The following is a 13,950-nucleotide window of genomic DNA, read 5'->3' on the forward strand; positions in this document are numbered from 1 at the left end:
TTAGGCACCGTGTTCGGCAAACAAGGCCATTAAGTCGTCTTCACTGAGAATCTCAATGCCCAGCTCCTGCGCCTTGGTGAGTTTAGAGCCGGCCTTTTCTCCGGCCACCAGGGCATGAGTTTTCGCCGACACACTGCCCGCCACCTTAGCACCCAGAGTCTGTAAGCGTGCCTTAGCATCGTTACGGGTCAAAGTATGCAAGGTTCCGGTAAGCACATAGGTTAAGCCGGTGAGTGGTTGCTCACTTTCGCTTTTAACCTCGAGCGCTGGCCAGTGTACGCCTTCGTCGAGCAAGGCCTGAACAACGCCTTGGTTTGACTCCTCACTAAAGAAGCTGTGGATATGCTTGGCGACTATCTCACCCACATCACTGACTTCCTGTAGCTGCTCTATGCTCGCCTGCATAATGGCATCCAGGGTGAGGTAATGATTGGCCAGGTTTTGCGCCGTTGCCTCTCCTACCTCGCGTATACCCAGGGAATAAATAAACTTGGCCAGTGTTGTGGTCTTGGCTTCCTCCAACGCATTCACCAGGTTAGCCGCCGACTTCGGTCCCATGCGCTCCAGGCTTTCAAAATGACCCTGGCGTAATTGGAACAGTTCAGCCGGAGTATGGATCAGTTCACGTTCCACCAATTGCTCAACGATTTTATCGCCCAGACCATCGATATCCATGGCCTTGCGCGAGGCGAAATGTTTAATCGCTTCCTTACGCTGAGCCGCACATACTAAACCGCCGCTACAACGAGCCACCGCCTCGCCTTCAATGCGCTCGACGTGGGAATGGCATACGGGGCACTGGCTTGGGAAAATTATGTCTTTGGCATCCGCCGGACGCTGCTCCAGTACCACCTGAGTGATCTGCGGGATCACATCACCAGCACGGCGCACCACCACGGTATCGCCAATTTTAACCCCTAAGCGGGCAATTTCATCGCCATTATGTAAGGTGGCGTTAGACACCGTCACCCCACCCACGTACACGGGCGCCAAGCGCGCAACGGGTGTAATGGCACCGGTGCGACCAACCTGGAATTCCACATCCAGCAACTGGGTGATCTCTTCTTGCGCCGGGAATTTAAAGGCAATGGCCCAACGCGGCGCTCGGGCCACAAACCCCAGCTGCTCTTGCGCGTCTTTATCGTTAACCTTGATCACCACGCCATCGATTTCATATTTGAGCTCGCCGCGGCGCGTCAGTATATCCTTGTAATAGGCAATGGCCTCGGCGGCGCCATTAACCAGCTTGGTCTCGGGACACAGTGGCAGACCCCAATCTTTCAGCTGATGTAGCTGTTCGAAGTGACCGCCCGCCAGCTCGGCGCCAATTACCTGACCCATGGAATAGGCGTAGAACATCAGCGGGCGTTTGGCGGTGATTTTTGAGTCGAGCTGGCGCAAACTGCCAGCAGCGGCATTACGCGGGTTTGCAAACACCTTGCCGTCGTTCGCTTTAGCTTCCTCGTTAAGGCGATGGAAACCGGCCAAGTCCATAAACACCTCACCACGTACTTCCAGCTCTTCGGGAAAGTCACCGCGCAGCTTCAAGGGAATATTGCGGATGGTTTTAACGTTCTCGGTAATGTTCTCACCAACCTGGCCGTCGCCGCGCGTCGCCGCCTGCACCAGCACCCCGTCACGATACAGGATAGACACCGCTAAACCATCGAGTTTAGGCTCGCAACAAAAGGTTTGCTCGGCACTGGCTGCCAAACGGTCGTTGATACGCTTATTAAAGGCGTTGAATTCATCTTCATCAAAGGCGTTGTCGAGGGACAACATGGGTACCTGGTGAGTCACCTGGGAGAATTTGCTCAATGCCGTGCCACCTACCTTTTGGCTCGGCGAATCAGGGCTTTGCAAATGTGGATGCTCTGCCTCCAGCGCCTGTAACTGACGCATAAGACGGTCATATTCGGCATCGGGAATGCTGGGGTGATCCAATACATAATAATTGTAATTATGCTCCTCCAACGTGGAGCGTAGCTCGGCAATCTGTTGCTCAGGCGTGAGACTCATATCTACCTCGATAAAAAAGCCACCGGGTGGTGGCTTAGTTTAAATGTGTTTCCCTGCGTGCTTCACCTTAGAAATATAAGGCTAACACCGCAGGATTAAGCGTACTCGCGGACTTTTTCCACGTACTCGCGAATGCCGTTTACGCTCAGCGGCTGACGGTTTTGATCCAACAGCTCGGCACCAAACTCTTCGGCCAGCTTTTTCGCAGCACTGTGCAGCATATTAAAGGTGGTCATGGCCTCGCCTTCGTTCGGCAAGGTCATAAACAGGCTGATACCTGCGGTGCTAAATTGCTCCATATTATCGATATCAAAGGTGCCCGGGTTGTACATGTTCACCATGCGAAACAGTACTGGGCCTTGGCCACTGCTGTGTTCGTGGCGATGGAAAAAACCGTCGTCGGAATATTTGAAGCCCAGAGTTAATACCAAAGGCAATAATTTGGCGCCCTGCATTTGCAGACCCTCGGGCATATGCACATGGATAATCACAAAATCTTCCGGCTGCACTGCACTGGGCTGGGTCTCATGTTTATGTTCCTGGCCAGCATCCGCTTGCTCATCTTCTTCGATGGCAAAATTACCCACACTCGGCTCTTCATCGTCCAAGGCATTAAAGCTTGGCTCTTCACGCACATCAGAGTTCACCGACGGGTCCACAGACTGGTTCGCCAAAGGGCTCGCTGTACTACTCGCAGTATTCGATGCGTCCTGAGGCGCCTTTGGTTGCTCTGGGGCTGGGGCCTTGGTTTTGGTCGCTGCGGTGTTATCGACCGCTTGCGAACGCTTGCGCACCGACCAGAGGCCGTGAATTAGCAAACCACCAATTACTACCGCACTGATTAGAATTAATACCCATCTGAGATCTTCGGCCATCCCCTCACCTTTATTCTTAGTTTGTTCAATTAACTGGCTTGAGCCATTTCCATTGCTTGCTCAATATCCACCGCTACCATACGTGACACTCCAGGTTCCGCCATAGTCACACCGGTCAGGCGCCCCGCCATTTCCATGGCAATTTTATTATGGCTGATGTATATAAATTGCACGGTTTGCGACATTTCTTCAACCAGACGGCAAAAACGGCCGACATTGGCATCATCTAACGGCGCATCAACCTCGTCAAGCATACAAAATGGTGCTGGATTGAGCCTGAATATAGAAAACACCAATGATAATGCGGTCAGCGCTTTTTCTCCACCACTTAACAAATGGATTGTGGAATTTTTCTTGCCTGGCGGCCGAGCCATTATCGCCACCCCGCTTTCAAGTAAGTCATCGCTGGTCAATTCCAAATAGGCTGAGCCGCCACCAAAGACCTTGGGAAACAACTCCTGGAGATCATCATTGATCTGCTCGAAGGTGGCCTTAAACTGGGCCTTGGTCTGGCGGTCTATTTTGGCGATGGCCGCTTCCAGCGTCTGCATCGCCTTGGTGAGATCGTCTAGCTGCTCATCCAGATACTGTTTGCGCTCCTTGGCACTGGCAAACTCGTCGATGGCGGCCAGGTTCACCGCCCCCAAATCGCTTAACTGCTTGTCCAAGTTGGTGAGCTGCGCCTGCCAACGTCCGGCCTGGGCATCTTGCGGCAGGGTTTCGAGCACGGCTTTCAAGCTGGTATTGAGCTCTTCCAGCGGTGCCAAGGCCTGTTGCGCCTTTAAGGTCAGGGTTTGCTCTGACAACAAGGCCTGCTGGATTTGCTCTTGCAGTTGCTCTCTTTGTTGTTCGCCTTGAGCCAATTTATCCTTATTTTGCTGCAACTCGCTTTGGGCCTGTTCGAGCTGCTGCTGCAAGGCCAGTTGTTCGTTGCCGAGCAGCTCTTTTTGCTCCAGCAACTGGGCGATTTGTTCTTCCTGCACGGCGATGGGCTCGGCGACCTCCTGCTGTTCGGCTTCGGCCGCGGCTAATTGCCCGCACACCAATTCCAGCTCACGTTCAATGTTGTCTTGCTTGCTCTGACTTAAGGTCAGCTCACTGTGCAGGCGCTCGGTGTTAATGTGCGCTTCGTTAATCTGCCCCTGAATATCTTGCACACGCAATTGGGCCTGTTTCAAGGCCTGCTGGGCTTGCTCAAACTGGTGGTGTTCTTGATCTGAATTATGCTCCGCCTGTGCCAGGGCTTCCTCGGCTTGCTCAATGCGCGCCTGCTGTTGCTCCAGCACCAATTCTGCCGCCTCAACTTGCTCGGCCAGGGTGTGTGCTCGGGTCTGCAAACGCACTAGCTCCTGTTGCCATTGCTGAGCCTGCTCTTTGAGCAACTCCTGGCGGGTTTGCATGCTGGCATAGGATTTAGAATACTCATGGACTTCCAGCTTGGCCTGCTCAAGGGATGCTTTTAACGTTTGCCGCTCGTCGTTAAGCTGTTTCAGCTCTTTTTCTATTGTCGGCAATTTATCCTGGTGCTGCTTTAGGGCGGCGCCCAATTCATCGAGTTGCTGGCGCTGCGCGAGCACCCCGAGCTGCTCACGATTGGCCTGCAAACACCAGTGACGACCATGCAATTGGGCATTTTCATTGATCACCGCCAACCAGTTGGGATCATCCAGCACCCGAGTATCGCCTTTGGCATCAAAGGCGATACGATGTAACAAGTCTGGGTAAGCACCGGCTTTGATAAATTGAGCGACCGATTGCTTTGGCGCTTTATCAACTGGCGGCGCTAACCAGCTACCGCCGTTATCGTCGCCAACCGGCAAATGACGTAGCTGCATTAACGAGGCCTCAATGACCTGCTCATAGCCCTTTTGCACCTCAAGTTGAAACAGCACACTGTTGCCCTGCTCTGCCTGTTCATCCTGTAACACAGAGTGAATGGCGTCGCGTTTAGCACCCAGCTCTTGAATCTGACGCAGTAAGGTTTGATGTTCTTCACTGGCGCGATTCAGTTCTTCCCCGTTAGCCCGCAAGGCTTGCTCGCACTGTAACTGCGCACTTTGCGCCTTGGCCAGGCGCTCGGTTAAGGCCTTGCTTTGTTGCTCGCTGTCCTCAAGTTGCTGCATCAAGGAGGCTTGCTGATGACGGGCAAGGACGGCGCTATTTTCGTCGATTTGCTGCTGGAAAGCGTGCAGCCTGGCAGCAGCACCTTGATGCTCATGACGGCATTGTTGGAGCTGGCGCTGATATTGATATAAAGACTCGCGCTGCTGATGCTGTTGATGCTGCAACTGAGCGAACTGCTCATCGGCCTCATCGCGCACCGCCTGACACTCCAACAGGGCTTCTTGCAACTCTTCACTGAGCTGTTGCTGCTCTTCATATCGGGCTTGATGCTGGGCGACGAACTCGTTTTGTTGGCGCTGCGCCTCGAGCAGCTGCGTCTGCTGTTGCTGGTTTTGCGCTATGCTGGCCTGCAATTGATGGGCCCGCTGCTTGGCATGAATTTGTTGCTGTTCCAAACGCGCCAGCTGGTTGTCGGTTTGAAATATTTGTTGCTGGTTATGATTAAGCGCCGCATTGGTATCGTCCAGTTGCTGCTGATAGGCACTGAGTACATCCTGCTCACCGCGGTGGGCATCTTTAAAAAATGCCAGCTGTTCTTTCAACTCGGCAAGCTGCTCGGATTGTTGCAGCTGCTGTTGATGCAGCTTTTGCCATTTAAGCACCGCCAGCTCGCCCTTATAGCGGCGCTGCTGCGCTTTCAGCTCGCGATAACTGCTGGCTTGCTGCGCCTGATGTTCAAGCTTATCGAGCTGGGTTTGCAACTCGGCACGTACATCAAGCAGACGCTCGAGGTTTTCCTTGGTGCTGCGAATACGGGTTTGCGTCTCCCGGCGCCGCTCCTTGTATTTTGATACGCCGGCGGCTTCTTCGATAAAGACCCTTAATTCCAGTGGCTTACTTTCGATCAGCCGGGAGATCATGCCCTGCTCAATAATGGCATAGCTACGCGGCCCAAGGCCGGTGCCCAGGAAGATGTCGGTAATATCGCGCTTGCGACATTTACTGCCGTTGAGGTAATACAGAGACTGGCCATCGCGGGTCACCACACGCTTAATGGCAACCTGATTGCGCGCCGCCATGGTGCCGGGCAAGCGCCCCTGAGTATTGTCAAATACCAGCTCAACCGAGGCTTGGGAAACCGGCTTACGGGTCGCAGCACCGTTAAAAATAACGTCCGTCATGGCATCACCACGGAGATTTTTTGCCGAGCTTTCACCAAGCACCCAGCGCACCGCATCGATCACATTGGATTTGCCACAGCCGTTTGGCCCCACCACACAGGTCATGGGGTCGGGAAAAGGAATTTTGGTGGCATCAACGAAGGACTTAAAACCCGCCAGTTTTATGCTGCTTAAGCGCATTACGCCTCATTATTCTAGTTATTATTAGTTGCAACATGTGCCTCAGCGCTACCCACTTAGCCGTGACAACGCTTTATATTATCTAAAATAATGCCACTGGCAATAGCCACATTTAAGGATTCGGCGCCACCATAGCCGGCAATGGTGATACGCTCGCTAACGTGCGCCGCCACCGCATCACTGATGCCGTGGGATTCACTGCCCATCACCAATATCCCTTGTCCGCCAAAGTCGGTGTGATGCAGGTTTTGCCCACCTAAAAAGGCGCCGTACACAGGTTTGTTGCAGCTTGCCAGGTAGGCCGGCAAATCCACTTGATGGCAGGACACGCGAGTAAACGAGCCCATGGTGGCGCTGACCACCTTGGGGTTATAGGGGTCGGCACAATTGGCCGACAGCAGGACCTGTTTAAAGCCGTACCAATCCGCAAGGCGAATGATGGTGCCCAGGTTCCCTGGGTCGCTGACGCCGTCTAAGGCCAGTTGCCAAGGAGTGTCTTCTATTTCCGTCTGAGCGATGGGTGCCACGGCTATGGCATCGTTGTTGGTGACCAGGGTACTGACCTTGGACAAGGCGGTCTCATCGCTGCGATGCACATCTTTCGCACTTAAGCGACTGTCAATCAATTGCTTATGAGTATTGCAGAACTCCTCGCTGGCAAAGAGCTCAAGCACGCCATGGTCACTTTGCAATAGCTCAACCACATTCTTAGTCCCTTGAACTAAAAACTGTTGCTGCTGTTTTCGGTATTTTTTTTGTCCTAATTGACGCAGGTGCTTTTGCTGATTCTTTGAGAGCATGGAGCGTGGCCTTGGCTAATAACAAAGGAGGATCCGCTTATTATACACATGCTTTGCCCCATTGCAGAGTGTAAAAGTAGGATAAGCCCTTGCGTCTGTTGCATTATTTGAAACTTAACGCTAAATTAATGGACTGCGTTTAAACCGCCAAAAAGACTAAAAAATGGACTTATCACAAACAGATAGCGCAACTAACACGACACCTCAGTTTCAACCTTATAGCCGTCGCGTCGAGTTTAGTGGCTCAGGGAAAGAGTTTTTCTCAATTTGGATCGTTAATATCGTTTTGACCTTGTTAACCCTGGGGATTTATTCCGCCTGGGCCAAGGTACGCACCTATCGTTATTTTTACGGCCACACGCAACTCGATGGCCATCGATTTGATTATCTGGCAACGCCGATACAGATCTTAAAAGGCCGCATTCTTGCCTTTATCTTTTTTGTTATTTATATGTTCTGCACCCAGTTTGTGCCCGCGCTGGGCATACTGGCGATTTTTATTCTGCTGTTTTTAACGCCCTGGATCATCAATCAAGGCATGCGCTTTAACATGCGTATGAGCCGTTATCGCAATGTGCGCTTTAACTTTAAGGGCAGTTATGGCGAGGCCTTTGTGGTGTTCTTATTGCTGCCAGTGGCCAGCGTATTCACCCTTTATTTATTGCTTCCGTACGTGTTTAAACGCATGGACCAGTATTTACACAGCCATATTGAGTTTTCCGACACCCCCATTAGTGTCAATACCAAGGGCGGTGAGTATTATTTAGCGGCGCTGATGGCCTATGTGGCCGCCGGCATTATCGCGGTGATCATGCTAGCCCTGGCTGGTGCCTTCGGTTTTGGCCTGGAGGCCATGATCCAAGACCCGGAAATGATGAACGACCAAGCCGGCGCCATTGCTGGGGCTATCGCCATGGTGATGATGATGGTGATCTACTTTGTTGCCTTTGCGGTGGCCACGGGCATTTACCAAACCCATATTCGTAATCACCTGCTTAATAGCAGTGAGTTGCACGGCATTGCCGATTTTAAGTCGGATTTGAAGATGATCGACTACACCCTGTTGGTCTTTACCAATACCCTGGCCATCGTCTGTAGCCTGGGTCTGGCCTACCCTTGGGCCAAGGTGCGCAGCGCCCGCATGCTTAGCGCCGCCACCGAAGTCACCTTCCTGTGCGACCCACAAACCCTGCACGACCAACTGGGCGAACAGCAATCCGCGTTTGGCGAGGAAGCAGCGGACATGTTCGATATCGATCTGTCTTTGGGCTAACGCATGCAGGTCACCGGGTTTTATTACCTACGCAATCAAAGCCACAGTACCGAAGTAACCCTGTGGCTGACGCAAGATAGCAGTTACGAGCAAGTACGCATTTACAACGGCGATGAGTTGCTGGTGCAATTTGACGAATACCGTCAGGGGCAACAGCTCAGCGGCCTGCCGGTAGAGCTGGTGTTTATTGACGGCAGTCGTTTTGTGCCTCATAGCAGCGCTCACCGGTGGCCGTCGGAGTCCACTTGGGATCGCCTGGTAGAGCGTATCGAAAAGCATAAAACGGCGGTACTCGGCTGCGTAGTGGCAAGCGCGGTGCTCGCCTGGCTGTTGTTCTTTAAGATCATTCCCGCCAGCGCTGCGGTGGTGGCACGCTCCCTGCCGGATTCGGTGGTGCATGCGGCCTCAGCGCAAACGCTTAAAGCTCTGGAATACGTGTATCTGGAGCCAAGTAAGTTAGACGATGCGCAGCAAACCCATATTCGCACCCTGTGGCAAAACCATATAGCGCAAATGGACCAGGCTCCCGAGCATTTAGTTCTGCACTTCTACAGTGCCCCGGAGATAGGCGCCAATGCCTTTGCTCTGCCCGACGGTCAGGTTGTCTTAACAGACGAACTCGCGCTAATCCTCAAAGATAATGACACCGCATTGTTGGCGGTATTACTGCATGAGATCGGCCATGTTCATCATCAACATGGCTTGACCCTGGCAGCCCAATCCGCTGGCTCCTCGGTCACCCTGGCACTGATGTTTGGTGACCTGGAAGGCTTTGCCGAGATCATCATGGGTACGGGTTCGGCTTTGATACAACAACAGTTTTCTCGCGATATGGAACGTCAGGCTGATACTTTTGCACTAGAGCAGCTAAGCCAATTAGGCTATCATCGCTCGGCATTTGCCAAGGCCATGCAAGCCCTGGCCCAGGCACACGGGATGGATGAGCAACAGCAAGATTCATTATGGGATTACCTGTCTTCACACCCGGCAATCTCCGAACGCATCGAACGTGCGAACAACACTACGGATTAAAAAATTCTATTAACTCCAAGGAATCATCATGGCTTATGATTTTGGCTCGAAAGGGCTTGGTATAACTAACCCCTTTAAAATTGAAGGGACAATGCGCACCGCAGGTGGTGCCATTATTACCTTGATTGGTTTATTTAGCCTTTTTAAAGTCACCTCTTTAACACAAACCGATATGATCTCGGCCTGGACCTATGCGGCGGTGGGCTTGGTTCTTATGATCTTAGGTTTAAAACGCTGTGGTAGCGGTCTTTTCCAACTGTTTAAATTTTTCGTTGGCCGCTCGGTACCCAGCTCTTTGGCCCCAAATCTAAGCAAGAGCGAACAGGAAAACGCGGTACTGGAGCAAAAGAAAGGCTCCCTTGCCTATACGGCAAAAACCCTGGAGTCCATGCTGATGGGTCGTAAAAACGCCACCTTCACCGAGCCTAAAGGCTGGGTGGGTCGTTTTGCTCACTCGGTGTTACCAAAACTGATCTTCTTGCCTTACCCCATGCGTAACGTGGCGCAAGAAGTCATTGGCGTTATTCTGCAAACCATTTTGGCCTTTGTTGCCTTTGGTCTCACCTACTTTGTGTCATCGTCGGGCTTAGCCGGTGAAGCCGGTCATATTATTGTGCCTATCTTTTCGGCACTGATCTTGGTTTACCTCTTGCTGTGTTGGCGAAGCGCCGCCAATGCGGTGAGCCTAAACCGAGTAAAACGCCTTAAAGACGTAGGCGCTGCCTCACTTGCGAAAATCATCGCCTTTTCGGTGATCTTCCCCGTGGTTATAGGTCTTATCTATCATCATTTCTTCGCCCCACATAAGGGTGAATTGGAGCAATGGGCGCAGCTGACAGAAAAGGTAAGCCTGTTCTCGGCCTGGCCTAGCCTGTTTACCCTGTTATTCCTCGGTGCGCTTTGCTGCGCGGCAGTCTTCTACCTGATCAATGCCCGTAGCAAACAAAACGAAGTGGCCACCGAGGTCAGCGAATACCGTGCTAACTTGCAAGAAGAAGTGCATCCGAACGAGATCTTCATTAATATCGAAAGCATAGTTCTGGCCAACCGCCGCTATAAGGAAATCCCGAACCGTACCTATATCGACTTCGACCCGGTGCTGAACGAACAAAGCAGCAGCAAGGGTGATTTCCGCGGTGAACTGCTGATTGAAACTCAGCCTGAGTTTAACCCGCGTCCTGGTAACAAGGGCTTTAATATCACCCGCTTGGTAAGCACCTTTGCGGCCCAGCTGTGCCTGGTAATCGGCGCCCTGCTCTTCTTCTCTCTGGCCGGCGAAGCCATTGGTCTGTATCACTTTATTAGCCAGCAAAGCAGCCTGTTACCCGAGTTCACCCGTGCCGCCAACCGCGGTAACATCGAGCTGTTACAAAACTGGCTGGGCGAGCTTTCTGGCCTGATTGTCGCCGTCCTGTCCACCTTCTTTATGTGGCAAATCTTTAGCATCATCGGCCGCATGCTGGAAAACTTCAGCCATGTGTTCTGGGCGGAAATGCAATTTAGCTCTTTGCTACTGTATCTAAAAACCGAAGGGACCTTCACCGAGTCGAAGATCTCAACCGGTATGTCTATCCACGATTCAACACGCAGTGAAAACGTCGTGATCAAGTCGTCAATCACGCCTTGGATCATCAGCTCGCGCATCACCTCAAGCACCTTCGCCACCAGCGGCGCCGACAATGTTGAGATGCCACGTTATGTCATGGCGATGAAGAAGAATGAGCAGGAACTCAATACCATAGTCGATGAAATCCACAGCTTCTTGAAAGCGCGTGAAAACATCGCCGGGTTCAGCAATACCTCTGATCTGCAAAACGCCGAAAACATCTTAAAGATGAACCAGGTGTCGCGCGCCCAGCAGGAAACGCCGACGCTACTGGAAGAGCAAGGCGGTGCCTACCGCGAGCGCCAGCAGCAAGAAGCCGAGATGCTCGAAGATAAGAACTAATAAAACGCCCTGCCTGGCAGGGCTTTTTTTTACCCATTTTTCAGACCCTAGCCTGCTGTTTTTGCAACAATTGTTTACTACTTAGCGCTGTAAATTCGCGGCGCCTTAGATATACTGCTGGCTAAACCCTGTAACACTTTGAGGTAAAGCATGCAGTTAGGTCGTGGATTTGAATACTTTTTTAGTGGCTTTCCAATGATCACTGAAAAGGGCCTAAAACGCTTCGTACTGATCCCCCTGTTGATCAACCTAGTGATTTTCGGCACATCCCTGTTTTTTATTTACGGTTGGCTAACCGACGCCTTCGCCTGGGTTAATGCACAACTTCCTGAGTGGTTGTCCTGGCTTGAATGGCTGTTGTGGCCGCTGGCACTCTTGGTGGTGTTATTTAGCTATTCGATGATTTTTACGGTGATCACCAACTTTATCGCCGCCCCCTTTAACGGCATTTTGGCGGAAAAAGTGGAATTGCACTTAACCGGGCAGCGGATCAACGATGATGGCCTGCTCGATACCATGCGCGATGTACCGCGCATGCTGGGTCGAGAATGGACCAAGCTCTGTTATTACCTGCCCCGCGCCATCGGCTTTTTTATTCTGATGTGGCTCCTACCGGTGATTGGGCAAATAATCTGGGCGCTTTTTACCTGCTGGATGTTCGCCATTCAATATAAGGATTACGCCTTTGATAACCACAAAGTAAGCTTTCGCGATATGAAACGCGATTTAAATGCGCATCGGGGGCTCTCCTACGGCTTTGGCGCCGGTGTGATGCTCTGTGCCATGATCCCCATTCTCAACATGATAGTAATGCCGGTGGCCGTGTGTGGTGCCACCAAGTTGTGGGTCGAGAATTACCGTAACAATTATCGCGGGCAATAATACCAATTCTGTTAAGTATGTGATCAGAGATAGCGCTGGATAAATGATATGATCACAACGCGGAATTTTTCTTATGTAGTTATTCTACATAGAAAAATTCCAACACAGTGAGCATGATATTTAGCCCGCTAGAATGATTAGCTATTTAAGTGAATTGGTATAATATGAAAGGCACCTGGCAAAGGGTACTGATGCTGCTGGCACTTAGCTTTTTTACGTTTTTGGGATGGATTATCTATCTCGCCAACACAGGCCAGCCGAGTATCTTCTTTGATTTGGTTAAAGCCCTGCCCCATGGCGATAAAATTGGCCACTTTGTACTGTTTGGCACCGCCACCTTGTTGTTGAGTCTGGCCTTAAAAGCCGCATACTGGCGCCTTGGCACAATAAAACTTTATTGGGGTGCCTTGATCGTTTTCTTCTTTGCCCTAAGCGAGGAGATAAGCCAGGCCTTTGTCGCCAGCCGTACCTTTGATCTTGTGGATTTAACGGCGGACATTGTAGGCATTGCCGTTGCGAGCTTTCTGATCAGCATGTTGGTAAAGCAGTACAAAAAAAGCCAGAGTTAATCTCTGGCTTTTTTGCATCATAGCTATGAACCTTAGCTAAACACGTTTTGCGGTACGCGCAGCACCTGTAGATGCACGGTAACCTCTTCACGGTCGTGATACAGGTGTTTGGCCTGCAAGTTGTATTTTACGCCGTACTCGTGCAGTTCATCACGAATGCGCTGGAGGTTCTCATAAACGCAGTCGAAGCGCTTTTTCATTGGCAGCTTAAGGTTGAAAATCAACTCCTTAGCAAAACCATTGACCGCCCAATCGATCATTAACTCGGTCACGCGGCTTGGTTTTTCCACCATGTCACACACCAACCAACTGATGTTGCGACGCTCCGGACGGTACTTAAAACCATCTTCACGGTAGTGCTTTACCTGACCTGTGTCCATCAGCGCCTGATCCATGGGGCCATTGTCTATGGCCTGCACAAACATGCCGCGACGCACCAATTGATAGGTCCAACCGCCAGGGCAGGCACCTAGGTCCACCGCCTTCATACCCGAGGCCACACGCTCTTCGCGCTCGTCTTCGGGCACAAACATCATAAAGGCTTCATCAAGTTTCAGCGTCGAGCGACTCGGCGCATCCTTAGGGTAACGCAAGCGCGGAATCCCCATATACAAGGGCGAGTTGTTAAAGCTGAATGAATAACCCACGTAAGCGGTATCACTGGCGATAAACAACACATGCAAGGTCGGACGGTTTTTAACCTGCTGGCGTAACAGGATTTCTTGACCCTCTAATGCTTTAGCCAACGGATTACTGATCTTTTTACAAAACTTAGAAAGCTCTTTGCCCTCATTGGTATCACAGGTTTCCACACGCAGCTCACCGCACAGTGGGAATGACTTGGCCACTTCGCAAATGCTACCAACTCGGTCGTCGATAGGCATCTTTGCTACCTGAGTGCCAATAAACCACTGGCGAGCAAAGATCATGTCCTTGAAAGGGATCTTCTTGATCAGGTATTCGGCTTCATCATGGCTATAGCAGTGATACACCACCAGGGCCGAATTTGGCTTCGTCTTAACATAACCGCCCACACCTAAATTACTGGCATGGTGAGTGATCTCTGCGGCAGCGTCGTTTTCGAAACCGGCGCGACAATAAATAACGATACAGGACATGGTAATGAC

Annotated in this window: 10 protein-coding genes; 5 read left to right on the forward strand and 5 right to left on the reverse strand. The window is 51.5% G+C overall.

All coding sequences use genetic code 11. The features are described from left to right. The 4 genes from ligA to C2M29_RS14130 all read right to left on the reverse strand — a co-directional run bounded on the left by ligA (position 1) and on the right by C2M29_RS14130 (position 7,119). Positions 1-2,019, reverse strand: a complete 2,019-nt coding sequence (ligA, locus tag C2M29_RS14115; RefSeq protein ID WP_105190400.1) for an NAD-dependent DNA ligase LigA — start codon at positions 2,017-2,019, stop codon at positions 1-3. A 95-nt stretch (positions 2,020-2,114) separates the two neighbouring features. Then, positions 2,115-2,894 (reverse strand): cell division protein ZipA, encoded by a 780-nt coding sequence (gene zipA / locus C2M29_RS14120; RefSeq protein WP_105190401.1) that lies wholly within the window; start codon positions 2,892-2,894, stop codon positions 2,115-2,117. Between the two features lie 29 nt (positions 2,895-2,923). Next, on the reverse strand, positions 2,924-6,319 hold the full coding sequence (locus tag C2M29_RS14125; protein ID WP_105190402.1) for a chromosome segregation SMC family protein: 3,396 nt from the start codon (positions 6,317-6,319) through the stop codon (positions 2,924-2,926). Positions 6,320-6,375: 56 nt separating this feature from the next. Continuing rightward, complete coding sequence (locus C2M29_RS14130) at positions 6,376-7,119, reverse strand: RNA methyltransferase (protein ID WP_105190403.1); 744 nt, start codon at positions 7,117-7,119, stop codon at positions 6,376-6,378. Positions 7,120-7,282: 163 nt separating this feature from the next. On the opposite strand from C2M29_RS14130, the gene C2M29_RS14135 reads away from it, so the two are divergent. The 5 genes from C2M29_RS14135 to C2M29_RS14155 all read left to right on the forward strand — a co-directional run bounded on the left by C2M29_RS14135 (position 7,283) and on the right by C2M29_RS14155 (position 12,823). Then, positions 7,283-8,392, forward strand: a complete 1,110-nt coding sequence (locus C2M29_RS14135; RefSeq protein WP_105190404.1) for a YjgN family protein — start codon at positions 7,283-7,285, stop codon at positions 8,390-8,392. A 3-nt stretch (positions 8,393-8,395) separates the two neighbouring features. After that, positions 8,396-9,424 carry a M48 family metallopeptidase gene (locus C2M29_RS14140; RefSeq protein WP_105190405.1) on the forward strand — a complete coding sequence of 343 codons (1,029 nt, stop codon included), beginning with the start codon at positions 8,396-8,398 and terminating at the stop codon, positions 9,422-9,424. A gap of 28 nt (positions 9,425-9,452) precedes the next feature. Further along, complete coding sequence (locus C2M29_RS14145; RefSeq protein WP_105190406.1) at positions 9,453-11,372, forward strand: hypothetical protein; 1,920 nt, start codon at positions 9,453-9,455, stop codon at positions 11,370-11,372. Positions 11,373-11,522: 150 nt separating this feature from the next. Further along, a complete protein-coding gene (cysZ, locus tag C2M29_RS14150; RefSeq protein WP_105190407.1) occupies positions 11,523-12,254 on the forward strand; it encodes a sulfate transporter CysZ in 732 nt (243 codons plus the stop codon). A gap of 164 nt (positions 12,255-12,418) precedes the next feature. Then, entirely contained in the window at positions 12,419-12,823 is a 405-nt protein-coding gene (locus C2M29_RS14155) for a VanZ family protein (RefSeq protein ID WP_105190408.1), read from the forward strand. 32 nt (positions 12,824-12,855) lie between these two features. Here the strand turns inward: C2M29_RS14155 and rlmM are convergent, their stop codons facing one another. After that, a complete protein-coding gene (gene rlmM / locus C2M29_RS14160; RefSeq protein ID WP_105190409.1) occupies positions 12,856-13,941 on the reverse strand; it encodes a 23S rRNA (cytidine(2498)-2'-O)-methyltransferase RlmM in 1,086 nt (361 codons plus the stop codon). Positions 13,942-13,950: the final 9 nt, after the last annotated feature.

Origin of the sequence: Pseudoalteromonas sp. T1lg48 (assembly GCF_002964785.1) — a bacterium.
In the GTDB taxonomy this organism is placed as follows: Bacteria; Pseudomonadota; Gammaproteobacteria; order Enterobacterales; family Alteromonadaceae; genus Pseudoalteromonas.

Bases quoted from the DNA above. Each gene is read 5' to 3' on its own strand.
- ligA (WP_105190400.1), bottom strand. From the start codon at position 2,019: ATGAGTCTCACGCCTGAGCAACAGATTGCCGAGCTACGCTCCACGTTG.
- zipA (WP_105190401.1), bottom strand. From the start codon at position 2,894: ATGGCCGAAGATCTCAGATGGGTATTAATTCTAATCAGTGCGGTAGTA.
- C2M29_RS14125 (WP_105190402.1), bottom strand. From the start codon at position 6,319: ATGCGCTTAAGCAGCATAAAACTGGCGGGTTTTAAGTCCTTCGTTGAT.
- C2M29_RS14130 (WP_105190403.1), bottom strand. From the start codon at position 7,119: ATGCTCTCAAAGAATCAGCAAAAGCACCTGCGTCAATTAGGACAAAAA.
- C2M29_RS14135 (WP_105190404.1), top strand. From the start codon at position 7,283: ATGGACTTATCACAAACAGATAGCGCAACTAACACGACACCTCAGTTT.
- C2M29_RS14140 (WP_105190405.1), top strand. From the start codon at position 8,396: ATGCAGGTCACCGGGTTTTATTACCTACGCAATCAAAGCCACAGTACC.
- C2M29_RS14145 (WP_105190406.1), top strand. From the start codon at position 9,453: ATGGCTTATGATTTTGGCTCGAAAGGGCTTGGTATAACTAACCCCTTT.
- cysZ (WP_105190407.1), top strand. From the start codon at position 11,523: ATGCAGTTAGGTCGTGGATTTGAATACTTTTTTAGTGGCTTTCCAATG.
- C2M29_RS14155 (WP_105190408.1), top strand. From the start codon at position 12,419: ATGAAAGGCACCTGGCAAAGGGTACTGATGCTGCTGGCACTTAGCTTT.
- rlmM (WP_105190409.1), bottom strand. From the start codon at position 13,941: ATGTCCTGTATCGTTATTTATTGTCGCGCCGGTTTCGAAAACGACGCT.